At 54.9% G+C, this 26,433-nt stretch carries 25 protein-coding genes; 16 read left to right on the top strand and 9 right to left on the bottom strand.

All coding sequences use genetic code 11. The features are described 5' to 3' along the window. Window positions 1-4 precede the first annotated feature (4 nt). Both purN and purM read right to left on the bottom strand, forming a co-directional pair. Window positions 5-679: a phosphoribosylglycinamide formyltransferase gene (gene purN / locus LF95_RS04805; protein WP_073953914.1), complete on the bottom strand. Its 675-nt coding sequence runs from the start codon at window positions 677-679 to the stop codon at window positions 5-7. Next, the gene (purM, locus tag LF95_RS04810) at window positions 667-1,740 is read right to left on the bottom strand and encodes a phosphoribosylformylglycinamidine cyclo-ligase (RefSeq protein WP_073953915.1); all 1,074 of its coding nucleotides are present in this window, start codon (window positions 1,738-1,740) and stop codon (window positions 667-669) included. Before purM ends, purN begins: the two co-directional genes overlap by 13 nt. Before the next feature lie 294 nt (window positions 1,741-2,034). Here purM and LF95_RS04815 point away from each other — a divergent pair, with 294 nt between their 5' ends. The 7 genes from LF95_RS04815 (at window position 2,035) to rnd (ending at window position 9,370) form a co-directional block, all read left to right on the top strand. Then, the gene (locus LF95_RS04815; protein WP_252509658.1) at window positions 2,035-3,159 is read left to right on the top strand and encodes a DUF2066 domain-containing protein; all 1,125 of its coding nucleotides are present in this window, start codon (window positions 2,035-2,037) and stop codon (window positions 3,157-3,159) included. Between the two features lie 214 nt (window positions 3,160-3,373). Continuing rightward, the gene (locus LF95_RS04820) at window positions 3,374-4,549 is read left to right on the top strand and encodes an AI-2E family transporter (protein ID WP_083607509.1); all 1,176 of its coding nucleotides are present in this window, start codon (window positions 3,374-3,376) and stop codon (window positions 4,547-4,549) included. Between the two features lie 19 nt (window positions 4,550-4,568). After that, complete coding sequence (locus LF95_RS04825) at window positions 4,569-5,261, top strand: HdaA/DnaA family protein (RefSeq protein ID WP_073954848.1); 693 nt, start codon at window positions 4,569-4,571, stop codon at window positions 5,259-5,261. Between the two features lie 278 nt (window positions 5,262-5,539). Continuing rightward, window positions 5,540-6,067 carry an ATP-dependent zinc protease family protein gene (locus LF95_RS04830; protein WP_252509659.1) on the top strand — a complete coding sequence of 176 codons (528 nt, stop codon included), beginning with the start codon at window positions 5,540-5,542 and terminating at the stop codon, window positions 6,065-6,067. A gap of 72 nt (window positions 6,068-6,139) precedes the next feature. Beyond that, window positions 6,140-7,045, top strand: coding sequence for a 30S ribosomal protein S6--L-glutamate ligase (rimK, locus tag LF95_RS04835; RefSeq protein ID WP_073953916.1), 906 nt, complete (start codon window positions 6,140-6,142; stop codon window positions 7,043-7,045). A gap of 4 nt (window positions 7,046-7,049) precedes the next feature. Next, the gene (locus tag LF95_RS04840; RefSeq protein ID WP_215905650.1) at window positions 7,050-8,126 is read left to right on the top strand and encodes a succinylglutamate desuccinylase/aspartoacylase family protein; all 1,077 of its coding nucleotides are present in this window, start codon (window positions 7,050-7,052) and stop codon (window positions 8,124-8,126) included. 74 nt (window positions 8,127-8,200) lie between these two features. Next, entirely contained in the window at window positions 8,201-9,370 is a 1,170-nt protein-coding gene (rnd, locus tag LF95_RS04845; RefSeq protein ID WP_073953917.1) for a ribonuclease D, read from the top strand. Between the two features lie 78 nt (window positions 9,371-9,448). On the opposite strand, the gene LF95_RS04850 is transcribed toward rnd, so the two are convergent. Together LF95_RS04850 and LF95_RS04855 are read right to left on the bottom strand one after the other, a co-directional pair. After that, a complete protein-coding gene (locus tag LF95_RS04850) occupies window positions 9,449-10,255 on the bottom strand; it encodes an SDR family oxidoreductase (RefSeq protein ID WP_073953918.1) in 807 nt (268 codons plus the stop codon). Then, window positions 10,252-10,617, bottom strand: coding sequence for a nuclear transport factor 2-like protein (locus tag LF95_RS04855; protein WP_073953919.1), 366 nt, complete (start codon window positions 10,615-10,617; stop codon window positions 10,252-10,254). The genes LF95_RS04850 and LF95_RS04855 overlap by 4 nt, the downstream gene beginning before the upstream one ends. Window positions 10,618-10,734: 117 nt before the next feature. Between LF95_RS04855 and LF95_RS04860 the strand changes: the two genes are divergently transcribed. Then, window positions 10,735-11,088 carry a winged helix-turn-helix transcriptional regulator gene (locus LF95_RS04860; protein ID WP_073953920.1) on the top strand — a complete coding sequence of 118 codons (354 nt, stop codon included), beginning with the start codon at window positions 10,735-10,737 and terminating at the stop codon, window positions 11,086-11,088. Window positions 11,089-11,218: 130 nt separating this feature from the next. On the opposite strand, the gene LF95_RS04865 is transcribed toward LF95_RS04860, so the two are convergent. Continuing rightward, window positions 11,219-12,088 (bottom strand): SDR family oxidoreductase, encoded by an 870-nt coding sequence (locus tag LF95_RS04865; protein ID WP_073953921.1) that lies wholly within the window; start codon window positions 12,086-12,088, stop codon window positions 11,219-11,221. A 99-nt stretch (window positions 12,089-12,187) separates the two neighbouring features. Between LF95_RS04865 and LF95_RS04870 the strand changes: the two genes are divergently transcribed. After that, a complete protein-coding gene (locus tag LF95_RS04870) occupies window positions 12,188-13,138 on the top strand; it encodes a LysR family transcriptional regulator (RefSeq protein WP_073953922.1) in 951 nt (316 codons plus the stop codon). A gap of 20 nt (window positions 13,139-13,158) precedes the next feature. Here LF95_RS04870 and LF95_RS04875 read toward each other — a convergent pair whose 3' ends face one another. The 3 genes from LF95_RS04875 to LF95_RS04885 all read right to left on the bottom strand — a co-directional run bounded on the left by LF95_RS04875 (window position 13,159) and on the right by LF95_RS04885 (window position 18,214). Further along, window positions 13,159-14,448 carry a DUF1835 domain-containing protein gene (locus tag LF95_RS04875; protein ID WP_073953923.1) on the bottom strand — a complete coding sequence of 430 codons (1,290 nt, stop codon included), beginning with the start codon at window positions 14,446-14,448 and terminating at the stop codon, window positions 13,159-13,161. A 105-nt stretch (window positions 14,449-14,553) separates the two neighbouring features. Then, window positions 14,554-16,041 (bottom strand): Ppx/GppA family phosphatase, encoded by a 1,488-nt coding sequence (locus tag LF95_RS04880; RefSeq protein WP_073953924.1) that lies wholly within the window; start codon window positions 16,039-16,041, stop codon window positions 14,554-14,556. Between the two features lie 22 nt (window positions 16,042-16,063). Then, window positions 16,064-18,214: an RNA degradosome polyphosphate kinase gene (locus LF95_RS04885; RefSeq protein ID WP_073953925.1), complete on the bottom strand. Its 2,151-nt coding sequence runs from the start codon at window positions 18,212-18,214 to the stop codon at window positions 16,064-16,066. Between the two features lie 278 nt (window positions 18,215-18,492). On the opposite strand from LF95_RS04885, the gene LF95_RS04890 reads away from it, so the two are divergent. The 4 genes from LF95_RS04890 (at window position 18,493) to LF95_RS04905 (ending at window position 23,169) form a co-directional block, all read left to right on the top strand. Then, a complete protein-coding gene (locus LF95_RS04890) occupies window positions 18,493-19,071 on the top strand; it encodes a SixA phosphatase family protein (RefSeq protein WP_073953926.1) in 579 nt (192 codons plus the stop codon). Window positions 19,072-19,278: 207 nt separating this feature from the next. Then, the gene (aspS, locus tag LF95_RS04895; RefSeq protein ID WP_073953927.1) at window positions 19,279-21,066 is read left to right on the top strand and encodes an aspartate--tRNA ligase; all 1,788 of its coding nucleotides are present in this window, start codon (window positions 19,279-19,281) and stop codon (window positions 21,064-21,066) included. A 154-nt stretch (window positions 21,067-21,220) separates the two neighbouring features. Next, window positions 21,221-22,321, top strand: coding sequence for an SPOR domain-containing protein (locus LF95_RS04900; protein WP_073953928.1), 1,101 nt, complete (start codon window positions 21,221-21,223; stop codon window positions 22,319-22,321). Window positions 22,322-22,323: 2 nt separating this feature from the next. After that, entirely contained in the window at window positions 22,324-23,169 is an 846-nt protein-coding gene (locus LF95_RS04905) for an EipB family protein (protein WP_073953929.1), read from the top strand. 228 nt (window positions 23,170-23,397) lie between these two features. Here LF95_RS04905 and LF95_RS04910 read toward each other — a convergent pair whose 3' ends face one another. Beyond that, window positions 23,398-23,715 carry an ArsR/SmtB family transcription factor gene (locus tag LF95_RS04910; protein WP_073954851.1) on the bottom strand — a complete coding sequence of 106 codons (318 nt, stop codon included), beginning with the start codon at window positions 23,713-23,715 and terminating at the stop codon, window positions 23,398-23,400. Between the two features lie 474 nt (window positions 23,716-24,189). On the opposite strand from LF95_RS04910, the gene LF95_RS04915 reads away from it, so the two are divergent. The 3 genes from LF95_RS04915 to LF95_RS04925 all read left to right on the top strand — a co-directional run bounded on the left by LF95_RS04915 (window position 24,190) and on the right by LF95_RS04925 (window position 26,417). After that, complete coding sequence (locus LF95_RS04915; RefSeq protein ID WP_073953930.1) at window positions 24,190-25,119, top strand: histone deacetylase family protein; 930 nt, start codon at window positions 24,190-24,192, stop codon at window positions 25,117-25,119. A gap of 123 nt (window positions 25,120-25,242) precedes the next feature. Further along, a complete protein-coding gene (locus LF95_RS04920; protein ID WP_073953931.1) occupies window positions 25,243-25,500 on the top strand; it encodes an exodeoxyribonuclease VII small subunit in 258 nt (85 codons plus the stop codon). Between the two features lie 77 nt (window positions 25,501-25,577). Continuing rightward, entirely contained in the window at window positions 25,578-26,417 is an 840-nt protein-coding gene (locus LF95_RS04925) for a polyprenyl synthetase family protein (RefSeq protein WP_083607596.1), read from the top strand. The last annotated feature ends 16 nt before the right edge of the window (window positions 26,418-26,433 follow it).

Here is a 26,433-nt window from a genome sequence, read left to right on the forward strand (position 1 = left end):
GCTTTCATCCGTTTGCGGATACCGGATTGATCTGTGCGAAGTCCGGGCTTTGCGAATCGCGCACGCTAACACGCCCGTCATCGCCAACCGAAACCCTGTCCTCGGCAATCCAGCGGATCACTTGCGGATAGATTTGGTGTTCCTGGCGCAAAATGCGCTGACCCAGGCTGTGGGCGTCATCATTTGCCAAAACCGGAACCACGGCTTGGGCAATGATCGGCCCGGCATCCATTTCGGGTACGACAAAATGCACCGTACAGCCGGAATATTTAACCCCTGCGGCAATGGTTTGCTCGTGGGCATGCAGGCCTTTGAACGATGGCAGCAGGGACGGATGAATATTGATCAGCCGTCCTTCCCAGCGTTTGACGAAACTTTCGCTGACCAGGCGCAAATAACCAGCCAGAACCACAAGGTCGGCCCCGCTTTGCGCGATCAGTTCGCTGACAGCATGGTCATAGGCTTCGCGCCCGCCAGGATAGCCTTTATGCGCAAGGCTTTTTGCCTCGATCCCGGCTTTGCGGGCGCGGTCCAGGCCTTGGGCATCGGGCTGGTTGGAAAAAACCAGAACGATTTCGGCGGGGTAATCGGCGCTATTGCAGGCATCAATGATGGCCTGCAAATTGCTGCCGCTGCCTGAAACCAGAACTGCTAGCTTCAACCGGTTTACTTTTCCCATGCCCGGCCCATGTTTTTAATGATCACCTGGGGGCCATCGCCCGCGCGCGGGCCGATCGTGCCGATCTGGCTGACGGTTTCGCCATGTTCGCGCAAAAGGGCTTCGGCCACGTCGGCTTTGTCCGCCGGGACGATCACGCACATGCCGATACCGCAGTTAAAGGTACGGGCCATTTCGGTGGCCGGAATGCCGCCTTCTTTGGCCAGCCATTTGAAAATCGGCAGGTAGTCCCAGCAATCGGCGTCAAAAACGGCAGTGGCGTTTTCCGGCAGAATGCGCGGGACATTTTCCGTCAGACCGCCGCCGGTGATATGTGCCAACGCCTTGACAAAACCGGCCTTATGGGCGGCAAGGCAGCTTTTGACATAGATTTTGGTGGGCTCCAGCAGGGCTTCGCCCACTTTTTTGCCCGGCGCAAACGGGGCATCATCGTCATAGGCAAGGCCCGCTGTTTCAACAACCTTGCGCACCAGCGAATAGCCGTTGGAATGCACACCGCTTGAGGCCAGACCCAAAATAACGTCGCCTTCGGCAACATTGCTGCCATCAAGCAGTTCGCCGCGTTCGGCCGCACCCACGGCAAAACCGGCCAGGTCATATTCTCCATCGGCATACATGCCGGGCATTTCGGCGGTTTCGCCGCCGATCAATGCACAACCGGCCTGTTTGCAGCCCTCGGCGATACCGGCAACAACATCGGTTGCCTTATCCACGGCCAGCTTGCCGGTGGCGAAGTAATCAAGGAACAATAACGGCTCTGCGCCCTGAACAACCAGGTCATTCACGCTCATGGCGACAAGGTCGATGCCGACGGTGTCGTGTTTGTCGGCCAAAAAGGCGACTTTCAGCTTGGTACCAACGCCGTCGGTGCAGGAAACCAGCACCGGATCGTTGTAACCGGCGGCTTTCAGGTCAAAAAGTGCGCCGAATCCACCCAGTCCGCCGGAAACACCGGAACGACTGGTGGCCTTGGCCAGGGGTTTAATTGCATCGACAAGGGCGTTACCGGCATCAATATCAACACCGGAGTCCTTATAGGTGAGGCCGTTGCGGGCGGTCATGGGCGATCCTCGCACTCACTGGATTTGAAAGGAAAAGCGGGAAAGCCCGCGTTTATCATCGTTACCCGCGACAGGGTATAATGGTAGCGATGATAAACGCGGACTTGATAATTTCCGCTGGCCCGAAAATACTCAAACCCGTGATGAATGCAATGATCTGCTGTGCATGGGAGACTTTTCTTTCCGTCATGCGTTAGCTATGCAACAAGGTCTTTGTATCGCCGCGCTGCCAGAAGGCGCAGGCAAACCAATTTCAGGGGCCTGAACCATGATGAAACGGGCAAAGAGGCAAACGTGCTGGATCGATTAAAACCAATTCACCTGCTGGCCGGAATGATCACCGGTATTTTTGTGCTGGTTTCCGGCGGTGTGGCGACATCCGCTGCGGCGCAGGATTTATTTACCGTCAGCGGCGTCCATGTTGATAGAAGCGCCGCCAGTGCCACCAAGGCCCGTGATGCGGCCCTGGCAAGTGGGCAGCAAATTGCCTTTTCCCGCCTGATTAGCCGGTTGACCCTGATGGGGCCGGGGGCAGCGTCGGGTATGGCGGATCAAAACACCATCACCAATATGGTGCGTGATTTTGGTGTTACCAATGAAAAAACCTCGTCGGTGCGCTATATCGCCGATATGAGCGTGCGGTTCAAAGCCGACCAGGTGCGCCAGTTCCTGAAAACCCGCAACATCCCCTTTGCCGAGACCGAAGCGCGCAAGATTTTGATTTTGCCGGTTTATTCCAGCCAGGGGTATACCAGCCTGTGGGATGATCCCAATCCGTGGCGTGACGCCTGGAGCCGGGTTGCAGGGGCAAGCGGCCTTGTGCCAGTGACCTTGCCGGTTGGCGACCTGGACGATATTGGCACCGTTTCGGTTGAACAGGCGCAATCTGGTGATCAGTCTGCGCTTGATAAAATCGGCGATCGCTATGGTGCTAATGTGGCCGTGGTTGACGCCACCATGAGCGGCGATGCTGTTGATATTTCGGTAACGCGCTATGATGCGTCGGGGACACCGCAGGTTTTTGGCGTACATGAAAGCATGGCGTCGGGCGAGTCGGTTGGTGATGTGTTGCAGCGCGCGGCTACCGATGTGCGGGCCCAGCTGGAAAACAGCTGGAAACAGACCAACATGATCGATTATGGCGCAGGCGGCGAATTGATGCTGTTTATTCCCATCACCGGCATGGATGACTGGGCCAGCATTGAAAACCGGCTGGAGAAGATGCCGGTGATCAAGCTGTTGCGGGTTGTTGCCATGTCGCGCCGCGAAGTGCAGGTTGATGTAGAATTTGCCGGTACCAACGACCAGTTCCGCGTTGCCCTGGCTCAACAGAACCTGAATTTAAAGCAAATTGACCAGTTGTGGTTCGTTGAACCATCGGGCAGCGACCGGCTGGAAAAGCTGATGGGGCATCCTTAAACCGGGAAATTGCCTTTCGCCGCGATAGGGCGGTGCCATAAGGCGTTAATTGGTGATACAAAGTGACGGGCGCACGAACAGGGGACGTGTGCCCGTAATTTTGCTTTTGATGTCATCACGGGTTGATCTTGATGATATTGCGCGTTATTCGCCGCTGCTCCGGGGATGGGGTGGTATTTGCCATTGAACGTCGCATGGGAAACGGGAAACCAACATGACGATCCGCGATCAGGTGCGTTTCTGGCTTTTGGCCTGTGGCGCGTTCTTTTTTCTGGTATGGCTGTTTTCGGGCATTTTGCTGCCTTTCGTGGCGGGCATGGCGATTGCGTATTTTCTTGACCCGCTGGCCGATAAACTTGAGGCACGGGGCCTGAGCCGCACCATTGCGACCACCATTATTACCGCCCTGTTTTTCCTGATCCTGATTTTTGTCCTGGTGCTGATCGTGCCGTTGATCGGCAGCCAGTTGGCCGGTTTTCTGGAGCGTTTCCCCGGTTATCTCAGTGATCTTCGTGCCCAGGCGGCCCCCTATATCCAGCATATTACCGATAAAATTGCCCCCGAAACGCTCAATAGCGTTGGCGAATCGATCAAGGGACAAACGGCCAATGCCATTAAATGGGCCGGTAATATTGCGGGCAACCTTTTAACCGGCAGCCTGGCGTTTCTTAATTTCCTCAGTCTGGTTTTCATTACGCCGGTAGTGTCGTTTTACCTGCTGCGCGATTGGGACAAGATTGTCGCCAAGATTGACAGTTGGCTACCGCGCTGGCTGGCCGACGACGTTCGTTCCTGCGCCCGCGACATTGACCGGACACTGGCCGGGTTTGTGCGCGGTCAATCGATGGTGTGTATGCTGCTGGGGCTGTTTTACGGCCTGGGCCTGACGCTGGTGGGGTTGGAGTTCGGCTTTTTGATCGGCCTTATGACCGGCATTTTGTCCTTTGTGCCCTATTTTGGCATGCTGGTGGGCTTTGCCGTGGGTGTTGGCGTTGCCGTTGCGCAGTTCGGCCTGGGTCTGGATGTTGTCTTTGTAATTGGCGTGTTTTTGCTGGGTCAGTTAATGGAAGGTAATTTCCTGACACCAAAACTGGTGGGCGACAAGGTGGGCCTGCATGCCGTGTGGGTGATGTTTGCCCTGTTGGCAGGCGGTGCGTTGTTTGGCTTTTTGGGGGTTATGCTGGCCGTGCCGGTGGCAGCGGCCATTGGGGTTTTGGTCCGCTATGCGCTGGCGCAATATCTCGATAGTCGCCTGTATGATCATGCGCCATCCGAACTGGCCAAAATCGCACACGAGGAAGACCAGGATGTGACCGACAGCGATAATGCCCAAAAGACATCCGGTGCCGGGGGGCACAAACCCGATGCGTCGGCCGATGCGCCTGCATGATGAATGTGACAGCAAGATAATGACCGCACCAACCATGGAAACCCTGATCCCGCAACAATTGCCGCTGGCGCTGGAAATGCGCCCGGCCTTGGCGCGTGCCGATTTCATGGTGGCAAATTGCAACCGCGAAGCGGTTACCTGGATTGACCGTTGGCCCGACTGGCCAGTGCCCGCCCTGTGCCTGTATGGTCCGGCAGGGTCGGGTAAAAGCCATTTGGCCGAGGTGTGGCGTGCGCGATCAGGTGCTGCGAGTGTTTCTGGCAGTGATTTGATTGGCGCGGACCCCGATCACCTTTTGGGGGATGATACGGGGCTTGTGATCGAAGATGCCGATATGGCACTGGATGAAACCGTGTGCTTTCATCTTTACAATATGCTGAAAGAACGTAACGGCCATTTGCTTTTGACCGCCCAGCAGCCGCCGTCGCGCTGGAAGGTCAAGCTGGCGGATTTGCGGTCTCGTCTGGGGGCGGCCCTGGTGTGTGAAATATCCCCGCCCGATGATGATTTGCTGGTCGGCTTGCTGATCAAGTTGTTTGCGGATCGGCAAATTGCGCCATCGCCGCAAATTGTGGCGTATATCGTTCCCCGGATTGAGCGGTCCTTTGCGGCCCTAACGCAACTGGTTGCCGCAATTGACCGCCGGGCCCTGGCCGAGAAACGGGCCGTGACCCTGCCGCTGGTGCGCGCGGTGATGGAGGAACACCTGTAAAGCCGCCGCTATGTTATCGCTTTATCATGCCGGTGATCATCAAGACCAATTTGGCGCTTGCGGGGGCACTAACAGGGCTGGCCTTGAATTTTCCTGCCGTGCATGTTAGCGCCGCAGACGGCTTTAGGTAGGTTGGCAGGAAAATACCGGCAATCTGTAAGGCAAGGCTGATGCGGCTTTGCTTGCAATGCGTTCAGATCGTGCCAAAGTTAAAAAGTCCTGTGTTTTGCAAAAGTTGCGCTATACAGGGCGTTCCATTAACAGGCGGGATCAGGTGAGTGATCGAAAAACGCAATTTGGCTAAAAACTCTCTTAAAATGCAGACCGATGCCCTGGTGGCGCGGGGGCATGTTTTGGGGTGGCGCGAATGGATCGGGTTGCCCGATTTTGGCGTGCCCTTGATCAAGGCGAAGGTGGATACCGGGGCAAGAACCTCGTCCATTCATGCGACGCAGATTGAGCTGGTTGAAATTGATCATAAAAAATTCGTCAAATTTGTCTTGCCCCATTATCGCGGGGATGGGCATGGTCCGGTAAATTGCACGGCACCGCTGGTCGCCATACGCGGTATTCGCAGTTCCAATGGCGAGCAGGACGAACGCTATATTATTTCAAGCCATATCGCGGTGGGGCATCACCGGGTGAAGGTGGAAATATCGCTGGCAAACCGGTCATTGATGGGATTTCCCATGTTGCTGGGGCGTACGGCGATCAAGGCCGGAAGATTTTTGGTTCAACCGGCAAAATCTTATCTGGCGGGAAAGCCGGAACACGTTTATATGGCCGATCTACCGGCCAGTGAATAAAGCCTGTCTGGTGGTTTGTTGGCCGGTATCTTGGGTGTGCCACCCAGTCATGTTTTAACGGGAGTCCATTTTATGAAAATCGCGATGCTTGCGCGGAACGCCAATCTGTATTCCCATAAACGGCTGGTGGAGGCCGCCCAGGCGCGTGGTCATGAAATTGATGTTATCAATACGTTGCGTGTGACCATGAACATCACCTCGCTCAAGCCGGAAGTTTATTATGGCGGCCAGAAACTGAGCGGCTATGACGCGATTATTCCGCGTATTGGTGTGTCGGTAACATTTTTTGGCCTCGCTGTTTTACGCCAGTTTGAAATGATGGGCGTTTATCCGCTTAATGAATCGGTCGCTATTGGCCGTTCGCGTGACAAGCTGCGATCCCTGCAGATTTTGGCGCGTCGTGGTATTGGCCTGCCTGTCACCGCCTTTGCCCATGATCCGCGCAAAACAGACGAGGTTTTGTCCATTGTGGGCGGTGCGCCCGTGGTGATCAAACTTCTGGAAGGGACCCAGGGGATTGGCGTGGTTTTGGGCGAAACCGAAAAATCGGCCAAATCCGTGATCGAGGCCTTCCGGGGGGCGAATGTTGACATCATGGTGCAGGAATTCATCAAGGAAGCGGGCAATAGCGACATTCGCTGCTTTGTGGTGGGCGGCAAGGTGGTTGCCAGCATGGAGCGGACAGGCGCACCGGGGGATTTTCGATCCAATATCCATCGCGGTGGTGCGGCACGTCCCGTACGTATTACCCCGCAGGAACGATCAACGGCCGTTGAAGCTGCCAAGGCAATGGGGCTAAATGTTTGTGGTGTTGATATTTTGCGTTCCAACCACGGGCCGGTTGTGATGGAAGTGAATTCCTCGCCCGGGCTTGAGGGCATTGAAGGGGCGACTGGCAAGGATATTGCCACCATGATTATCGAATTCATGGAACGCGATTATCGCCCCGGTAAGGTAAAGACCAAAGGCAAAGGATAAAACATTGAAGGGATATGACGAAGCGGTCGCGCGAAAGCGTGTGAAAAATCCTGATTTCAAACTGGGAAACAGGATTGTGGCCCCCGGCGCCAGCCAGCTCGTTGATATCCCGATTTCGCTTTTATCCAATCACACGCCGGTTAACCTGACGGTGAATGTGGTGCATGGCAAACGGCCGGGGCCAACATTATTTGTCAGTGCGGCGGTGCATGGCGATGAAATTGTCGGTGTGGAAATTATCCGCCGGGTTTTGAAATCGCCGATATTACGCCATTTGCGCGGCACATTGCTGGCCGTGCCGGTGGTGAATACCTTCGGTTTTTTAAACCATACCCGCTATCTGCCCGACCGGCGCGATTTGAACCGCTGTTTTCCCGGTAGCGCGCACGGGTCGCTTGCGGCCCAGCTGGCGCATCTGTTTTTGCATGAAATTGTCGAGCGGTCCGATTTTGGCATCGATCTTCATACCGCTGCGGCAAACCGGGTGAATTTGCCGCAGGTCCGGGTTAATGAAGGCGACGATCACATCATGAAATATGCCGAATGTTTCGGTGCGCCGATTATTCTGACATCGCCCTTGCGTGAAGGATCGTTGCGCCAGGCTGGCAAGGATGTTGGTGTGCCGATTCTGCTTTATGAAGCAGGCGAGGGACTGCGCTTTGACGAAATGGCCATTCGTGCCGGGGTCTCCGGTGTTTTGCGGGTGATGCGTGAACTGGGGATGGTAGCTGAAAAATCAGTACGTGCCCCGCGGTTGCCGTCGTTTAAATCCTCGGCCAGCCAGTGGTTGCGCGCACCTGTGGGCGGCATGTTGCGCACCTTCAAGCTGGCGGGGGATTTTGTGCGTGTGGGGGATGTTGTGGCGGCGGTGTCCGACCCGTTTGGACAAAGTGATACCGAAGTGCTGGCAAAGCAGGACGGATTGATTATTGGCCGGACCAACCTGCCGATTGTCAATCAGGGCGATGCGCTGTTTCATGTGGCTTCAATCAAGCGTCCGGCGGAATTGCAGGAACGGATGGATGCCATCGAAACGCATCTTCAGTCCGATCCGCTGCTTGATGAAGACGAAATCATTTAAACCGTGTGCCCAAATCCGTATGATAACGGGCAAGTCACTGGCGCGTTGCGCCGGGCAATGTTATAGCAGGGTTCATGGAAACAATTACAAAAACAGAAGAACTTCGCATTTTGTGCGAAAAGCTGCGGCAATATGATTATGTGACCGTTGATACCGAATTCATGCGCGATTCGACCTATTGGCCGCAATTATGCCTGGTCCAGCTTTGCAGCCCCGAGGCTGCCGATACGGGCGCGGCGGTTGACCCGCTGGCCGAAGGGATTGACCTGACTCCGCTTTTCGAGCTGATGCAGGATGAAAGCGTGATCAAGGTGTTTCACGCGGCCCGTCAGGATATTGAGATATTTGTCCATTTGAATGGCAAGGTGCCCCATCCGGTATTTGATACCCAGGTTGCGGCTATGGTCCTTGGGTTTGGTGACCAGGTTGGCTATGAAACGCTGGTCAACAAGGTGGCGCGCAAAAGCATTGATAAATCAATGCGCTTTACCGACTGGTCCCGTCGCCCGCTTTCATCCAAGCAATTGAGCTACGCCCTGTCGGATGTCACGCATCTGCGCACGATATACGAGGATTTCCACGAAAGGCTGGCGGCCAATGACCGTGCCCCCTGGCTGTTCGAGGAAATGGAACGTTTGACCGATCCGGGTATTTATACCGTTGACCCGGCCGAGGCCTGGTTGCGGCTTAAAACCCGGTCAAACAGCCCCAAATTCCTGGCGGTGGCAAAGGCGCTTGGTGAATGGCGCGAAATTGAAGCACAGCGCAAGAACTTGCCGCGTAACCGTGTTTTACGCGATGATACGTTGCTTGATATTGCCGCGCGTCAGCCGCAAAATGAAGCGGATCTGGATAAAACCCGGGGTGTGGGCCGCAATTTTGGTGCCAGTAAGCCGGGGCAGGCCATTATCGAGGCCATCAAAAATGCTTTGGCGCAACCACAGGATACCTGGCCGCAGCCCAAGGTGCGCACGGACCTTCCGGCTGGTATCGGTCCGACGGTGGAACTTCTTAAGGTGCTGCTAAAGCTGTGCAGCGAGGAAAAGGGTGTGGCCCAGCGTCTGGTAGCATCCAGTGATGATTTGCAAAACATTGCTGCGGACGATAATGCCGATGTTGCCGCCCTGCATGGCTGGCGTCGTGAACTTTTTGGGCAATATGCCCTGCGCTTAAAGCACGGGCAGATTGCCCTTAAACTTGAGAATGGTGAAGTGGCTTTGGTGGAGCTGGAACAGGCTTCCTGACACTGTATATACCATCAACTGACTAAAACCCCGCCAGTCTGAACGGACTTCGGCGGGGTTTTGTGTTTTGCAGAGGCGTCACACGGTTGGTACGGTTCCGCCATCAATGGTGTAATTCGCCCCATGAATGGACATGGCCCGATTTGAAACCAGAAATGCTGCCAGTTCGGCGACTTCGTTGGGGCGGCCCGGCCGGCCAATTGGGATACCGCCCAGCGATTGCATCAGTTTTTCCCGTGCGGTATCTGCGCTGCAACCTTCCTGCGTGGCAAGGCGGTGGATCAGGTTGCTTGCCGCTGTGGTTTCGATAAAACCGGGTGACAGTGTATTGATACGAATGCCTTTGGGCCCCATTTCCTTTGCCAGTCCTTTGCTATAGGTGCCAAGTGCGGCCTTGGCGCTGGCATAGGCAAGAGTGGCCTCATAAAGGGGAAGGCGGCTCTGTATCGAGGAAATATGCAGAATAACACCGTTTTTGCGTTCGATCATGCCGGGAAGAAAACCACGATCAAGGCGAACAGCGGCCATGAGATTGGTGTTTAGGGTATAGGCCCAGTCCTCATCAGACAGGCCCAGTGCCCCGCCGCCTGGTGCCACGGAACCGCCGGCATTATTGATCAGGATGTCGATGCCGCCCAGCTCGCTTAGCACGGTCGCAATGATATGCGTGGTGCCGTCTGGTGTTGATATGTCGGCGGGAATAAATAGGCCAGGATGCGTATTTGGCGTGTCTGGTGCCGAGCGTGCGGTGCTGGCAACTATGGCCCCGGCGGCGTGTAGGCGGTGCAAGATGGCATAGCCCATGCCTTTGGTTCCGCCGGTCACCAACACGCGATGTCCCTTGAATTCGGTTTTATCAATGTTAAAGGCGGGGTTTTTCATCATGCAATCTCCAGCCTGGAAATAAGGCCGTCTTGCAGGATGAAAATGTAATCCAGGATGACGGGGGACCCTTTGAAACTGCCTGATACCGTTGCGGAAACGGAAATACGGCCCTCTGTCATTGCCTGAAGATCGACGGGCGGGTTATCTGTTTCGGTAGCGGATGCGCTGATTAATTCGTGAAGGGCATCGGTGCTTCCGATGGCATGCGATATCCATTTTTCGATTGCGGCATGTCCGTCGATATTTTGCTTTTCATCATAAACATGCGCATTGCGGGTAAAACAGTGGGTGGCGGCAGGCCAGTCCCGTTGGTTGCTATGGTCAAAAAAGCCCTGAATGGAGGGCGGGAGTTGGATTGTCATATTTTTATGCCCTGTGCTGTTACGACGCGCATCAGCCTCGCCGTTATTGTTGTTAGGGCACGCTGCCGTTAAGATGACAAAAGAGCAAGAACCGACAAAAAAGTAAGGTACTTACCCATGAGTAAGAAATGGGGTTTTGGGGCCGATACGCCCGCTGCCGGTGTTGAAGAAATTTTGAAAATGCTGGAAGGCCGCTGGAAATTGGTGATTTTGTTTCACCTTTTTGGCGGGCAGGTAAAGCGATTCTCGGAACTGGAACGGGCGATTGACGGCATTTCGCAAAAAATGCTGATCCAGCAGCTTCGCCAGATGGAAGCGGACGGCATTGTGCATCGTATTGTGTATCATCAGGTGCCGCCCAAGGTGGAATATTGCCTGACCGATTGGGGGCAATCCCTGTGCCCGGCGCTGGATGCCTTGCTGAAATGGGCCGATTTAAGGCCTTTGCCCGCGGATGTTGATAAAACATAAGGCGATTAACAGGATAATTTCGGGGTGATCCAAGGACCTGATGGTGCAGCATGGTGGTATCAAACAAAAGGCAGGTGCCCGGTTGGTGCTCCTGCCTTTTTGTTATTGGGACGAATGATGGATGATGGCGTTATTTTTGCGCTAGCGCTTCGGTCAGGAAATCCTCTACCGTTTGGGGCTGGCGGCCCAGAAGCGCGGTCGCATCGGGGCTGACTTTATCGTAATCGCCGTTTTTGGCACCGATATAGAGCCCTGAAATGGCGATAACCCCGTGTTCGGGCAGGCCGATATTGCGCAAAATGCCCTGATAGACCTCGTCTGGAAGGTCGGCAAAGCTGATGTCTTTGCCGGTGGCCTTGCTGATGATGGCGGCGATTTCGCTGTGTGTGATGGCTTTTGTGCCGGTCAGTTCATAGGTTTTGTTTACGTGCTGTTCCGGGTTTGCCAGCACAATGGCCGCAATTTCAGCCAGATTGTTCCGCGAAATAAAGGTAATGCCCGCATCACCGGCCGGTGCGGCATATTGCCCGGTTTCCAGGGCATGGGGCACACCGCCTAACAGCAGGTCGGCATAAAAGCTGTTGCGCAGAATGGTATAATTCAGGCCGCTTTGGTGAATGAAGGCCTCGGTATCGGCGTGGATGGCGGAATAGGTGAAGGCACTATCGGCACGCGGGTCAATAACGCTGGTATAGATCACATGTTTGACCCCGGCATTTTTCGCCGCTGTAATGGCATTGCGATGCTGGCGGATGCGGGTTTCATTATCGGCTTCGGCAGAAATGATCAACGCCGTGTCAATATCGGCAAAGGCCTGTTCCATCAGCCCCTGATCATCAAAGTCGCCCTTGCGAATCTCAACACCTTTGGTGGCAATTGCTTCTGCCTTTTCCGGGCTGCGGGTGCTGACAGCAAGGTCATTTGGGGTAAGGCGGTGCAGGGCGTGGTCCAGGGCCAGGGCTCCAAAATTTCCTGATGCACCGGTGATCAGCTTTTTCATCAATTTTCTCCGAATTTGTGCGCAATGATATGCGATTGGCGATGATCCTGCCGTGAAAATGGCATATGATCAATTCGATGAAATGAATGGAATTCATGTATGAAATTAGATGAGTCTGATTTGGATTTTCGGCTGCTGCATCTGTTCATCACGATCTATGACCAGGGATCGGTGACAGCGGCGGCTTCGGTTCTGGGGGTGGGGCAGCCTACGGTTAGTCACGGGTTGGAAAGGCTGCGCAAAATTATGGGTGATCCGCTGTTTGTGCGGGCCGGACGTGGCATTATTCCGACCGCCCATGCAAGTGAAATGGCCCCGCGCATCCGCCAGATGATGGAGGAAATGCGCAGTCTGACACGCCTGAATGCCTTTGATCCGCATAATTCGGAACACAGCCTTCATTGCGTGATTGGCGCAAATGATTATGATGTGACGGTCGTTTTGTCGCAGCTTTTTCAGCGCTTGCAGAGCTATCGGGCGGATGTGTCGCTCAGAATTCGTCCGGTGCGCAGTTATCAGGAGCAGGTTGCCAAATTGCGCGACGGATCGTTTGATCTGACCATTGCCGCCGATTATCGCGGTGATGCGGGCGACATCATCCAGCGGGCCTTATTCGATGAAGATATCAAATGCTATTATGATCCGGCGTTTCATCCGCGGCCGCCCGACACGCTGGACCGGTATTGCGCGGCATCCCATGCACGTATTGTTTTTGGTGATGATGAAAGTGCCCCGATAGACGAGGCCCTGGCGCAAATGGGGCGGAGCCGGCGCACGGTTTTGCAGGTTTCATCTTTTCATATGATCCCGCGCCTGATTGCCGGGACTGCTGTTATGGCAACCTTGCCCTCGCGTTTGGCCGACACGGTGATGGCCGGTTTTGCCTCCTGCCGTTGCCCGCTGGAATTGCCATCGGTTCAGTTTTATCAAAGCTGGCATGTGCGCAATGCGGCCTCAGCCGGGCATCGCTGGTTGCGCGACCAGATTTTTCAGATCGCGCGATCCGTTGCCAATAGCGGCGGTAAGCAGGAGGACGGGCCGCGTGTTTGAGCCGCGCGTCAGGCGATATGTCAGACGAGGGCCTTGCGCGCCACATCCCAATGCGGGCATTTGCCATCAGCCGAGATTTTGACACCGCCGACCCACCGGGTACCGCAATAGATGTCAAAAAATCGCTTGTTGCCCTTCATGATGGCGCGGCCGGTTTCGGTCAGCGTCAGGGTGCGTTCCGGCCAGGGCAGGGAAGTATCATCCATGTCAAACAGGCCTTCGCTGCCTGCCGACAGGGTCGTCATGTCATCCAGGACATGCCTCAGATCGCCGAGGAAAGGCAGGGGTTCCTTATCCCGTATCAGGCGGCCAAATACGCGACCGGCGGTTAACGGCCCGGCTTCATCGAGAATTTCCAATACCAGTTGCTGGGTCAGGGACAAATCATTGTCGCTGGCGGGCAGTTCGGCAAGGTGGCGTTGCAACGCCTTTGCCATCAGGCCGATCGGGCGGGTGGCAGAGGATGATTTGGCAAAAGTTGCGAGTTCCGCCGGGTCAGTAGCCCGCACGGCTTTCCATACCTTGCGGCCCAGCTCATAATGCGAATCACCCACCAGGGTGCGGGTGTTTTCCCACGCCCAGCGCAATTGATCCGGGCTTAGTTGACCCAGGCCGGTAAATTTTTCAATATCGGGCACCGAATTGATGCAAATCAGTTCGACCCTGGCAGACAGGCGCAGGGCCCCAAAAAAATCCAGTAGAAAGGCAAGAATCAGCTGGTCGTAGCTGTCATGTTCAAACCACAAAACGATATGCCGATAGTCCCCTGCGGCCATCAGGGCGCTATATTCGGCATGCTGGCGTGCCCGGGTTTCTTCCACATCCAGATCATAGGCACTGGCGATAAAATCAGCCCGGGTCTGCATCAGCACCGGCAGGGGAAGGTCGGGTACCGGCCCCTGACAGAAGGGGTCGGAAAATTCCTGAAAATGGCCGCGAAAACCGGCAAGTTCCAGCGTGTTGCGAATGTCCGACCCACAGCGGATATGCAATGTGCCGGGGGTATCGGGCGTTGTCAGCCAGCCAGTGGCAAGCTGCTGTTCGGTCAGCACCATCTGGTCAATATGGGTTTTCATTTCCGGCCAGCTGATAAAGCCGTTTTCGCGGGCAAGAATTTGCTGGGCATCGGAAACCTTGAAGTCTTCCGGCTTGCGGTGCGCCCCTTTGGGATGGTGCTCAAGCAGGCGTTTACGGGCATCGGCTTCGTTGGCGCGCAACGATTTCAGCAGCGTGCGGGACTGCTTTTTAAGCACATCGATATTCAGGACACCGCGCACAATGTCTTCATTTACCGTTTTTGTGCCACTCATTTCGTTGCGATCCTATTGTTGCGCGTTATCACCCAATGATTCACGGTCAGGTCGGGCCCAAATCCCGCCTTTTTTATCGCGAATCAAATTGTGAAGACTCCCATATCAGGTTGCATCAACAATTTCTATTTTGCTGTCACATTCCATTAATTTTGCCAGTTTGGACAGGCGCTGATCGACGACTTCGCCATTAAGGTCGCCAATTTTGCGGTCCAGGCGCAGGATCAGGGTTTTGTCGTCCAGGATCAGTTCGCTATGTGGCAGGATGCCCTCGACACCGCCCGAAAGGGTATGACCCAGGCGAATGGCATGGCCAAACAGGCGGCCGGTTTTGCGGGTGTCTTCATCCAGCAGGCGGTCGCAGGCGGCATCGCCCCTGAAATTGCCGGTATAGCGCGAACCGATGGTATAGGCGAGAAACACACGGTCAATGTGGCTGAGATCAAGATAGGGGTGTCGGACGACGCGGTTGTAACTTTGTTCGGCACGGTAATCGGGGTGATCGTTCCAGCCGATATCGCCAATGATGCAGGCCGCAAGGCGCAGGCGGCGCAAATTGGCGGGTTGGTCCCGAAAGATCGGGTCGGTCCAGCGGTATAGTTCCTCGCCATGCTGGTGGAAACGTTCGCTATCTTCGGCAAAGCTCAGGCAGGTTTCAAGCAGGGGGTCGCGGTCGCGAACGTCTTGCGGCAGGGCCTCGAACATCCAGCCCTCGCGCAGGCCATGACCCGAGAAGATGACGTTTTTTGCCTTCATGCGGTTGATCAGATGGTGCATGACCAGGGCGGCGTGCGGCAGGCTGTCGGTCCGGCGTTTGGAAACCCCGCCGATTTTTTCCAGCGAGGCCCGGCTTTGCTGCGAAATGATGCGTGTTAAATCGGCAATTTCCCCAAACGGCATGGTCATATTATGCACAACCGAAATGGGATAGTTTTCCTGGGCGATATAGAGTTTGGCAATCGACCGCCACGATCCGCCAACGGCAAAAAGCGGCAGTTTCTGGTGTTCGGTCAGCCAGGGAACGCTGTCAAAATGCTGGTTAACCTCGTCTTCAAGCGCCTTGCGATTGCTGCCAAACACAGTATGCAGGCGCATCGCCCCCAGTGGCAGGCTGACACGTTTCTGGATCTGCCCCTGATCCAGCAGCACCAGTTCAAGCGAGCCGCCGCCAATATCGCCCATGATGCCGGTGGCGTGCGGATCGCCCGAGATGATGCCGAGGCCGGAAAGCCGGGCTTCTTCAAGGCCATCAATGATTTTAATGGTCAGGCCGGTTTCATCAAACACGCGACGGCAGAAATAATCGCCGTCGCTGGCGGCACGCACGGCTGCGGTTGCCAGAACATCGACGCGGGAAATTTTCATCGCGCGTAACAGGGTGGCAAAACGGCGCAGAGCACCGATTGCCATTTCAACCCCTTCAGGATTCAGTTTGCCCGATCCATCCGGGTCACGGCCCAAACCGCACATGACCTTTTCGTTGAAAATGGGGGCAGGCGCGCGCGTTTGACCATCAAAGACGACAAGCCGGACAGAGTTTGACCCGACATCAATGATGGCAATACGCTTTGAGACCCGGTGATCGGTAAGCATGTGGCTGAAAATACCTGGTTATTTATTCGTCGAGGACCAGCACCGGAACAGAAGACATATTGTCTTCGTCAAGGGCGCTGCCCCGGCCTGAAAGGGACGGGTTGGTCATGAAATAGTTGTGGGCCGAAAACGCATCCTTTTCCGCATCACAGCGTTCATAAGACCCGTCTGGCTGGAGATACCAGCTTTGGGCGGTGTCTTTCAAATTCGCAATCATGATTTGTTCGATGATCTGGCGGTGGCAAGTGGGGTTTTCGATGGGAACCAGACATTCGACCCGGCGGTTAAGGTTGCGCGGCATCCAGTCGGCCGAGGAAATGAACGCCTTGGCCTTGCGCGAGGGCAGCTTTGCGCCATTGGCAAAGACCACGATACGGGAATGTTCCAGGAACCGACCAACAATGGATTTAACACGAATATTTTCCGAAAGCCCCGGAACACCCGGACGCAAACAGCAAATCCCGCGAACCACAAGATCTACCGGCACGCCCGCCTGAGAGGCGCGATACAGCGCATCAATCACAACCGGGTCGACAAGGCTGTTCATTTTGGCCCAAACGCCACAGGGTTTTCCAGCTTCGGCGTTTTCGATTTCTTTTTCAATATTGGCCACCAGGCTGGGCCGCAGGGTGTGCGGTGCAATGGCGATTTTTTCCAGTGAACGCGGCGTGGCATAGCCGGTCATGAAATTGAAAATGCTGCCCGCGTCGCGGCCCAGGGCCGGGTCACACGAAAAGAAGGAAATGTCGGTATAGAATTTGGCCGTGATCGGGTGATAGTTGCCGGTACCAAAATGGCAATAGGTACGAAGGCCGTGGGTTTCGCGGCGTACCACCAGGGAAATTTTGGCATGTGTCTTCCATTCCAGGAAGCCATAGACCACCTGACACCCGGCACGTTCAAGGTCTGCCGCCCAGCGCAGGTTGGCTTCTTCGTCAAAGCGGGCCTTAAGTTCGACCATTGCCGTGACCGATTTGCCAGCTTCAGCAGCGGCAATCAGGGCTTTCACAATCGGGCTGTTTTCCGATGTGCGATACAGCGTTTGTTTAATGGCAACCACTTCGGGGTCGCGTGCGGCCTGCAACAGGAACTGTACCACCACGTCGAAATCCTCAAACGGGTGATGAACCACCAGGTCCTTTTTGCTGATCGCGGCAAAACAGTCCCCGCCAAAGTCGCGCACCCGTTCGGGGTAACGCGCGGCATAGGGCGGAAACAGAAGATCGTGATGCAAATCGGAATCGATCAGCTGTTTGACATCGACGACACCCAGAAGCCCATCAACTTTGACCACCTGTTCAGGCGCAACATTGAGTTCGTCGATCACGAAATTCAACAGATCTTCCGGGATCGAGGCATTGACCTTAAGCCGGATGATGCTGCCACGGCGGCGGCGTTTCAGCGCGGTTTTAAACACGCGCACCAGGTCTTCGGCCTCTTCCTCGATTTCCACGTCAGAGTCGCGAATAACACGAAACAGGCCATGTTCGATCAGATCGAACCCGGGGAACAGTTTGCCCAGATACATCAGAACCGCATGTTCCAGCGGCAGATAGCGTTCAGTGCGGCCCGGCAGGCGCAGGAAACGGCCAATTTTCGGCGGCATCGGGATCAGCCCGCGCATATTGTGCCCGTCAGACGGGTCAAACAACTGCATGACAATGGCAAATCCCAGGTTCGGGATGAACGGGAAAGGATGGGACGGGTCAATGGCAAGCGGGGTGAGGGTGGGGAAAATTTCCCGCATGAAATAGCCGTCAAGCCATTTGCGGTCGGTTTGGGTCAAATCGTCGGGCGAGATGACGGCAATGCCTTTTTGCTGCATATCGCCGCGCAATTGCTGCCAGATGCGCTGCTGATCCTGCAAAAGCTGGTTGGCATCATAGGTAATGGCCCGCAACTGTTCGGACGGGCTGAGGCCATCCTGGCTGATATTGGTCATGCCCGCGCGAACCTGGCCGACCAGGCCGGCGACGCGCACCATATAAAATTCGTCAAGATTGCTGGCCGAAATGGACAGAAAACGCAGCCGTTCAAGCAGCGGGTGGTTCTGATTCTGCGCTTCTTCAAGAACGCGGCCATTAAAGGCAAGCCAGGAAAGTTCGCGATTGATAAAGCGTTTTTCCGAATCAATAGTTATTGCACTTGATTGAATTGCCGCAGCGTGTTTCACGCAAAGCCTCCTGCCATGAGCCATATGGTGTTGGAATTAAAACGCCACCATCTCTCTTGCCTGCGAGTATACGATAACTGTTTGTTAAACTGCAATTTGTAACCCGGAAAAAGCAATTGCGCCAATGATGGTCAGATAGATTCGACGCGGCAGAATAGTCAATAAAATGGTCCTGAAATCCTACAATTATGTGTCAGTTTTTTACGTGGTACCGAAGCCCACCTTATGGCATGTCTGTGCCGGAAAACATTGATCCATCATAAACGGGCCACATGTTCATGAAGACTTTGTTGTTGTTGCGGCATGCCAAATCCAGCTGGGATGATCCCGCCCGGGCGGATCATGACCGCGAACTGAACCCGCGCGGTGAAAAGGCTGCGCCGGTTATGGGCCGGTTTTTAGTGCGCGAAGGCCTGATGCCTGACCTGGTATGGTGTTCGACCGCAGCGCGCGCGGTGCAAACATTGGGGCTTTTGGGGCGACAATTTGCCGAGACTGACCGGGTGATTTACGCCGAAGACCTGTATATGGCCCGCGAAACCGCCCTTTTAAAATGCCTGCAACAAACCCATGATGACGCCGATACCGTGATGATGGTTGGCCATAACCCCGGCATGGAAAGTTTTGCCCTGGAGCTGATTGGTCACGACAGCAACGGGTTTCGTCCTGACATGGAACGCAAATTTCCCACCTGCGCCTTATGCCAGTTCACGTTCGAGATTGATGATTGGGCCGACGTGAAATGGCGTTCGGGCCAGTTGCAGCGGTTTATCAAGGTCAAGCAATTGCAGGGCGAGGTGCCGGCGGATTCCGATGCGGCGGGGATTGGGGCAAGTGATGCGTCTGCCAATACTTGACGCGGGCAGGCGAGAAGCGTTTTATACGTGAAAATTCGGATGCTGACAGGCGCGTCAGATAATGACGTTTTCGCAAATAGGCCCGGCTGGCTGCCATTTCGGTACAAAGCACGGCAGATTTGCGCGTTTTTTGTTTGACAGCGCCGGTCAGCCATGCACCTTTGCGGCCCAATCGCGGCCCAAAATATAACGCAACCTGGAAAGACCATGCACCCTTATCGCTCTCATAATTGCAATGCACTTCGCGTTTCCGATGCCGACGCCCAAGTCCGCCTGTCTGGCTGGATTCACCGCAAACGCGACCACGGCAACCTTCTGTTTGTCGATTTGCGCGATCATTATGGTATCACCCAGGTCGTGATCGACATTTCCAGCCCGCTGTTCGAGGTTCTGGACAAATCGCGCGCCGAAAGCGTGATCACGGTTGACGGTAAGGTGGTTAAACGCACCCCCGAAACCATCAACCCGAACCTGCCGACCGGTGAAATCGAAGTTTACGCGTCGAACATCGAAGTGCAGTCCTCGGCCGATGTGCTGCCGATGCCGGTTTTTGGTGATGTCGAATATGGCGAAGAAGTTCGCCTGCGCCACCGTTACCTCGATCTGCGTCGCGAAAGCGTTCATAAAAACATCGTTCTGCGTTCGCAGGTCATTTCGGCTATGCGCCAAAAAATGACGGCACAGGGTTTCCTTGAAATTCAGACGCCGATTCTGACCGCATCCTCGCCGGAAGGTGCGCGTGACTTCCTGGTGCCGTCGCGCACCCATCCGGGCAAATTCTATGCCCTGCCGCAGGCTCCCCAGCAGTTCAAACAGTTGCTGATGGTTTCAGGGTTCGATCGTTACTTCCAGATCGCACCGTGCTTCCGCGACGAAGATGCCCGCGCTGACCGGTCGCCGGGCGAGTTTTATCAGCTCGACTTTGAAATGGCCTTTGCCACCCAGGACGACGTTTTCGCCGCGATCGAGCCGGTCCTGCACGAGATTTTCGTTGAATTTGGTGGTGGTCGCGAAGTAACCGATTATCCGTTCCCGCGTATTCCGTTTGATGAATCGATGGCGAAATACGGTTCGGACAAACCGGACCTGCGTAACCCGCTGGTGATTTCGGATGTGACCGAAGCGTTCCGCGGCTCGAATTTCGGTATTTTTGCCAGCAACATCGAAAAAGGTTCGGTGGTGCGTGCCATTCCGGCACCGGGGGCTGCCAATCGTCCGCGCAGCTTCTTTGACAAGCTGAATGCCTGGGCCCGTGAAGAGGGTGCTGCTGGTCTTGGTTACATCGTTTATGATGAAAACGGCGAAGCCAAAGGCCCGATTGCCAAGAACCTGGATGCCGAGCGCATTGCATCGATCAAGGAAACCACCGGTGTTGCCAATGGCGATGCGGTGTTCTTTGCCTGTGACAAGCCGCTGCCCGCGGCCAAGTTTGCCGGTAAGTCGCGTGAAAAGATTTGCGACGATCTTGGCTTGCGCGAAGAAGGCAAGTTCAAGTTCTGCTGGATTGTTGATTTCCCGATGTTCGAGGAAGACGACGACGGCAAGATCGAATTCAGCCACAACCCGTTCTCGATGCCGCAGGGTGGGCTTGAAGCCCTTGAAAACATGAACCCGCTGGATATTAAAGCCTGGCAGTATGACATCGTTTGTAACGGTATCGAGCTGTCGTCGGGTGCCATTCGTAACCATCGCCCGGATATCATGTACAAGGCGTTTGAAATTGCCGGTTATGGCAAGGAAGTTGTCGAAGACCGCTTTGGCGGCATGTTGAACGCATTCAAATTCGGCGCGCCGCCGCACGGTGGTTCGGCCCCGGGTGTTGACCGTATCGTCATGCTGCTGGCCGATGAACCGAACATTCGCGAGGTCATTGCCTTCCCGCTGAACCAGCAGGCACAGGACCTGATGATGAATGCGCCGTCGGTTGTTGATGACCGCCAGCTGAAAGAACTGCATTTGCGGGTTCAGTTGCCGCCGAAGGCGAAAAAAGACTGATCACGGCATTTGCCCGTGACGGAAATGCGCGAAAAGAGCGATTGGCAAGGCTGATCGCTCTTTTTTGTTGCGAATTTGCAACTGGCGTTACCCTTATATTAAGGTGCTGTCCGTCAGAATTGGATAAGGACGTTTTTTCGATGGGAGACGGGCCGTGAAAAAGTTTCTGATAGCAGCAGCCCCCCTTTTCCTGACGGCATGTGGTGGATCGGGGGATGATACGACGTTATCCAGATTGGCCGATGACGTGATCAGCTATGTAACGACAGGGCGCACCGTTGCCGAAAACCAGCGCGCACTTGTCGCGGGGCAGGGGTGTGGGACGGATGCGTCATTGTTTGGTAATGGCGATTGCAAGGTGGATTCCGGGGCGGTGATGGGGTTTGTTGATCGCAATGGGTCATCGGCAATTGCGCCGCTTTCGGGGGCACGTTCCACTGTTTATGCGGTTAACGCGCCGGTCGAGGATTGGGGCAAACCCGGCCACAGGCGATTACACCCGCTTGGCAATTCAGCCGATGTCATGATCGTTGATCTGCCACCTGCCGCCAGCCAGCTTGATCAGCCCGGGCGAGGGGATGGGCCTGTTGCCTCCCGCAAGGATGAGGCGGCAAAGACGGGCAATCGGCATAATGGGGATACGGATACCCCGCCCGTTGTGGCGCAAAAGGATATGGCTTCCCTGCCAGACGATGCCCCGCGCACGGAAACGGCAGCCCTGCCTGATGCGAAACCGGCCAGCAACAATAAAGACCGATCCGCACAGGAAACTGCGGGAACCGATAATGTGAATGGACCGCAGGCCAGCGTTGCACCGGATGCCATGCAAGCGGATGCGCCAGGCAAAATGCCGGATGTTGAACCGGGTCACGTATCTAAATCCAAATTGCCGCCCGCACCAGCGGGGGCCAAAGCGGTAAATAAAACCTCGTTAAAAGGGGGTGTTGTCGGGCCGGATGCCCATAAGCAGGCATCGGGTCAGGATGCCTTTGAAACATCGGCACGGGATGCGGTCAGTGCGGGGAAATATGTTGTGCTGGGCAGTTTTAACAGCCAGAAGCGCGCCCGCATCGCCCTGGATCAGTTTTCGCAATATCATCCGCAATTGATTCCTGCGACGGTAGAGGGTACCCCTTATCTTAGAATTGCAGTAGGTCCAATGAATATGGCGCGGGCAAATGACTTGCGCCTTGTTACTGCCAAAAATGGCGTTAAGGATTCGTGGATTTTAAATATCGTCGGCAGCGGAGAATAGATTTGCCAAAAATAGTGCGAAATGCGGTCGGCCGCTATGCAACGCTTGCGGTCGCAGTGACCTTTGGTGCCGCATTGGGCGGATGTAGTGCACAGGCTGGGCCGTCGTCTCCTGCCGCGAATGGTCTGGTGTCACATGTCGCCGAATATAAGCTGCGGCTGGTTTCGACCAGTGCCAATAGCTCTGTTGTTGCTGCGCGGGGGGCCTTTGGTTTTCGGTTTGAAAAGGTGTGTGACGGCTGGATTTCCGAATATCGCAATTCGCTGATTTTGCAGGGCCCTCAGGGTGGTGCGATTAATTCATCCTATAGCATGACGCAGTGGGAAGATTTTGCGGCAAAACATTATCGGTTTCGCGTGCGCGACTTTCAGGACGGTTATTTGACTGACGAAGTAAACGGCGATGCCGAACGCCTGGATGACAAGGTTGTGGTGCATTACGAAAAGCCGGTTGAAGTCACCGAGGACCTGCCTGTTGATACCCTGTTTCCGACCCAGCATTCGATCAAGCTTATGCAGCATGCGATGGATGGCGAGGGATATAGCAATGACCGGGTGTTTGACGGCGCGGGTGATACACCGGTTTATCGTATTTCCGCAGTGATTTCTGGTGCGAAAAAGGCTGAAAACGCCGCACGCGATGAAGACCATATCGTCGATAAGCCATTTCATCGTATTAGCATGGCCTTTTTCCCGATGGATGATGACGCAGAACAGCCTGCTTACGAAATGTCGGTTGATTATGGCCAGAACGGGATTACCCAGGGACTGGTACAAAACTTTGGCGATTTCAAACTGCGGGGCGATTTGATCAAGGTACGTGAATTGCCGCCGCCGCAATGTGATTAAAGACAAACCGCTTTAAGGGCGGGTTTGGCCTTCCATATGAAACCATATGAAATGAAAAATGACCTGTCGCCTGTGGAGGGCGGCGGGTCATTTTTTTATGAACAGGGTTTGGGGCCGTATGTTGACGTCATATGCCGTGATACCGGCGTAAAGGAACCCGCCGTTTTGCCAACATGAAACAAAACGGATATTGCCAACTTGGAAATGTTGCCGCCCGGATGTGCGGAATTATGCGACGATGGAGCCCCGGCTGTCGCAACAATAAAGGTCGTACAGTGTTTTGATGATGCGGACGGCTTCTTCGCCATTGAGGGAATAATAGATTGTCTGTGCTTCGCGCCGCGTCTTGACCAACTGGTCCCGCCGCAATCTCGCAAGATGCTGGGACAGGGCAGACTGGCTTAACCCGATGATCTTTTCAAGTTCGCCGACAGATCGTTCGCCATTGTGTAACTGGCATAAGATCATCAATCGACTTTGGTTGCTCATGGCCTTGAGGAGGGCGCTGGCCCTTCCGGCTTGTTGTTCTAATTCTTTTATTTCCATGTGCCTCATTTCATTCCGGTCGTGATCCCGGTTGTGAATGCGTGATAATTTACCCCGTTATCACAGATGGAACGTTGTCCATCTTTTCACAACTGTGGCTCATTTGTAGGCTGATCGCGGGCAGGCATAAGTGTGATGCCATCCGCATTCCTGTTCAAAAGTATTATATTTGTCTATTCGAGCAGTCGCAAAGTCTGATTTGTAAATTGACGGAAAACTTTAAGATTACTTCGCAAAAACGGGCCAAATTGGACTTTGGTCGGGTTTATTTGAAGATGTATGTGATTTATGCCAAGGCAGGTTGCGCCCAAATATGCAAAGAAGAATTAAATTGCAATTGTTTCTTGGTTGCGTCAACCCAAGCGTTACATATTGTTACAACAAGCCGGGCATATGATCATTTAGAGGCGGCAGGGCCGCTTTGGGTGATAATGCAAAACAAACCGGCATATAAACGGGAGGCAGCAGACGGGTATGGCAACATTGTTTGTTTCGCATCGTGCCTGCATTGAGCATGATCCTGGCCACGGCCACCCGGAGCAACCGGACCGCCTGCGGGTTATTCAACGGGTTCTTGAAGCCGAAGAATTCATGTTTTTGCATCGTGAAGAGGCGCGGCGGGCCGATATCGACCTGATCAAACGGGTGCATGACCCGGTCTATGTGGATCGCATCTTTGCCAAAATTCCCGAAAAGGGCGAAATATCGCTGGATGGCGATACCTATGTATCACCCGCCTCGGGCGAGGCGGCATTGCGGGCGGTTGGCGGGTCCTGTGTTGCGGTGGATGCGGTGATGCAGGGGCATGAACGCAATGCCTTTGTCGGGGTGCGCCCACCGGGGCATCATGCCGAATATGAACGCGCAATGGGCTTTTGCCTGTTTAACAATGCAGCGGTTGCCGCGCGCTATGCGCGGGAAACTTATGGCATCAAGCGGGTTGCGGTGATGGATTTCGATGTGCATCACGGCAATGGTACGCAGGATCTTTTTTATCATGATCCTGATCTGTTTTATTGCTCTACCCATCAATGGCCGCTTTATCCCGGCACAGGCGACCCGATGGATCGGGGATGTGCCAATAATATCCTGAATGTTGGGCTGACGGCAGGTGCGGGCACGGCAGAAATCCAAAAGGCGTTTCATGACTATGTGGTTCCCGGTCTGATCGATTTTGCCCCGGAATTGTTGATTGTTTCTGCCGGGTTTGATGCGCATCGTAATGACCCGCTGGCAGGCCTGGCCCTGGTGGAAAGTGATTTTACCTGGATGACCGAGCAGCTTTTGGCCGTCGCCGGGCAATGTTGCGAGAACCGTTTGGTATCGATTCTGGAAGGCGGATATGATCTGCCGTCGCTGGCATCCTCGGTATTGGCGCATGTGCGGGCCTTGATGACGGGGTGATCCAACCGTCAATCGCAATCTGACGGAGAAATTGCGTGATATGGGCAAAGTCGGGCCGGGCTTTGTATTGCCCTGCTGGGGCCTTGCGCGTAAACTCCGCCCAGCCAATAAAAAGGAGCAAACATGTCGGACGCAAATCCTGTAATTCCCGAAGATATCGCCAAACTGAGCTTCGAGGAGGCTTTGGGCCAGCTTGAAAATCTGGTGCGGCAGCTTGAACAGGGGCAGGTGGGCCTTGATGACGCGATTGCATCCTATGAACGCGGGGCCGCATTGAAACGCCATTGCGCAGACAAATTGCGGGCGGCCGAAGAACGCATCGAAAAAATTACGCTGGGGGCGGATGGCAAACCCGGCGCAACAGCCACCGAAATCGAATAACCACATTCAAGGCGGAGTCCCGGGTGAGCTATGACCTGATTTCTGCGCTGGGAGAGGCATCGGCCGATCTTGGCGACATGCTTGACAAAATTCTGCCGCGTCCTGACGGGCAGATTGAAGAACGCCTGTTTGAGGCGATGCGGTATTCGACAATGGGCGAAGGCAAACGCCTGCGACCGTTTTTGGTCATGGCGTCTTCCGCGCTTTTCAAGGTATCACGGACATCGGCGCTTCGTGTGGCCGCCGCGATTGAAATGGTGCATACCTATTCGCTGATCCATGACGATTTGCCCGCCATGGATAACGATGATCTGCGGCGCGGCAAACCGAGCTGCCATAAGCAGTTTGACGAGGCAACCGCCATTCTGGCGGGTGATGCCCTGTTGACCCAGGCCTTTGAAGTGCTGGCCGATGAAGAAACCCACCCCGACCCCCGTGTCTGCACCCAGCTTGTGCGCGCGATGGCGCGGGCGGCAGGCCCCTATGGCATGGTCGGTGGGCAAATGATTGATCTGACCGGCGAGGGCAAAAGCCTGAGCGAAACGCAGGTGACGCAATTGCACTTGCTTAAAACCGGGCGGATATTCGCCTTTGCCTGTGAAGCCGGGGCAATTTTGGGCAAGGCCCCCAATACAATGCGTGTGGGACTGCGGGCCTATGCCCATGACATGGGGCTGGCCTTCCAGATCAAGGATGACCTTCTGGATGTAGAAGCCAGCAGTAATGATCTGGGCAAAACGGCAGGCAAGGACCAGGAGCAGGAAAAATCCACTTATGTGAAGCTGCTGGGCCTGGAGCGGGCCCGCGAGCAGGCACAGATGCTGTGTGATCAGGCCATTCATCATCTTGACGCGTTTGATGACGAGGCAGAGCCCTTGCGGGCGGTTGCGCGATTTGTGATTGATCGCAAACGCTGACCCATAGGGCAAAACA

It is taken from the genome of Thalassospira sp. TSL5-1 (assembly GCF_001907695.1).
Classification (GTDB): Bacteria; Pseudomonadota; Alphaproteobacteria; order Rhodospirillales; family Thalassospiraceae; genus Thalassospira.

What these genes read in the sequence shown, in the direction of transcription:
- purM (WP_073953915.1), bottom strand. Translation starts at nt 1,740, where the DNA reads ATGACCGCCCGCAACGGCCTCACCTATAAGGACTCCGGTGTTGATATT.
- rimK (WP_073953916.1), top strand. Translation starts at nt 6,140, where the DNA reads ATGAAAATCGCGATGCTTGCGCGGAACGCCAATCTGTATTCCCATAAA.
- LF95_RS04865 (WP_073953921.1), bottom strand. Translation starts at nt 12,088, where the DNA reads ATGAAAAAGCTGATCACCGGTGCATCAGGAAATTTTGGAGCCCTGGCC.
- LF95_RS04875 (WP_073953923.1), bottom strand. Translation starts at nt 14,448, where the DNA reads ATGAGTGGCACAAAAACGGTAAATGAAGACATTGTGCGCGGTGTCCTG.
- LF95_RS04825 (WP_073954848.1), top strand. Translation starts at nt 4,569, where the DNA reads ATGACCGCACCAACCATGGAAACCCTGATCCCGCAACAATTGCCGCTG.
- aspS (WP_073953927.1), top strand. Translation starts at nt 19,279, where the DNA reads ATGCACCCTTATCGCTCTCATAATTGCAATGCACTTCGCGTTTCCGAT.
- LF95_RS04925 (WP_083607596.1), top strand. Translation starts at nt 25,578, where the DNA reads ATGCTTGACAAAATTCTGCCGCGTCCTGACGGGCAGATTGAAGAACGC.
- LF95_RS04860 (WP_073953920.1), top strand. Translation starts at nt 10,735, where the DNA reads ATGAGTAAGAAATGGGGTTTTGGGGCCGATACGCCCGCTGCCGGTGTT.
- LF95_RS04855 (WP_073953919.1), bottom strand. Translation starts at nt 10,617, where the DNA reads ATGACAATCCAACTCCCGCCCTCCATTCAGGGCTTTTTTGACCATAGC.
- LF95_RS04850 (WP_073953918.1), bottom strand. Translation starts at nt 10,255, where the DNA reads ATGATGAAAAACCCCGCCTTTAACATTGATAAAACCGAATTCAAGGGA.
- LF95_RS04920 (WP_073953931.1), top strand. Translation starts at nt 25,243, where the DNA reads ATGTCGGACGCAAATCCTGTAATTCCCGAAGATATCGCCAAACTGAGC.
- LF95_RS04910 (WP_073954851.1), bottom strand. Translation starts at nt 23,715, where the DNA reads ATGGAAATAAAAGAATTAGAACAACAAGCCGGAAGGGCCAGCGCCCTC.
- LF95_RS04820 (WP_083607509.1), top strand. Translation starts at nt 3,374, where the DNA reads ATGACGATCCGCGATCAGGTGCGTTTCTGGCTTTTGGCCTGTGGCGCG.
- LF95_RS04890 (WP_073953926.1), top strand. Translation starts at nt 18,493, where the DNA reads ATGAAGACTTTGTTGTTGTTGCGGCATGCCAAATCCAGCTGGGATGAT.
- LF95_RS04915 (WP_073953930.1), top strand. Translation starts at nt 24,190, where the DNA reads ATGGCAACATTGTTTGTTTCGCATCGTGCCTGCATTGAGCATGATCCT.
- rnd (WP_073953917.1), top strand. Translation starts at nt 8,201, where the DNA reads ATGGAAACAATTACAAAAACAGAAGAACTTCGCATTTTGTGCGAAAAG.
- purN (WP_073953914.1), bottom strand. Translation starts at nt 679, where the DNA reads ATGGGAAAAGTAAACCGGTTGAAGCTAGCAGTTCTGGTTTCAGGCAGC.
- LF95_RS04870 (WP_073953922.1), top strand. Translation starts at nt 12,188, where the DNA reads ATGAAATTAGATGAGTCTGATTTGGATTTTCGGCTGCTGCATCTGTTC.
- LF95_RS04880 (WP_073953924.1), bottom strand. Translation starts at nt 16,041, where the DNA reads ATGCTTACCGATCACCGGGTCTCAAAGCGTATTGCCATCATTGATGTC.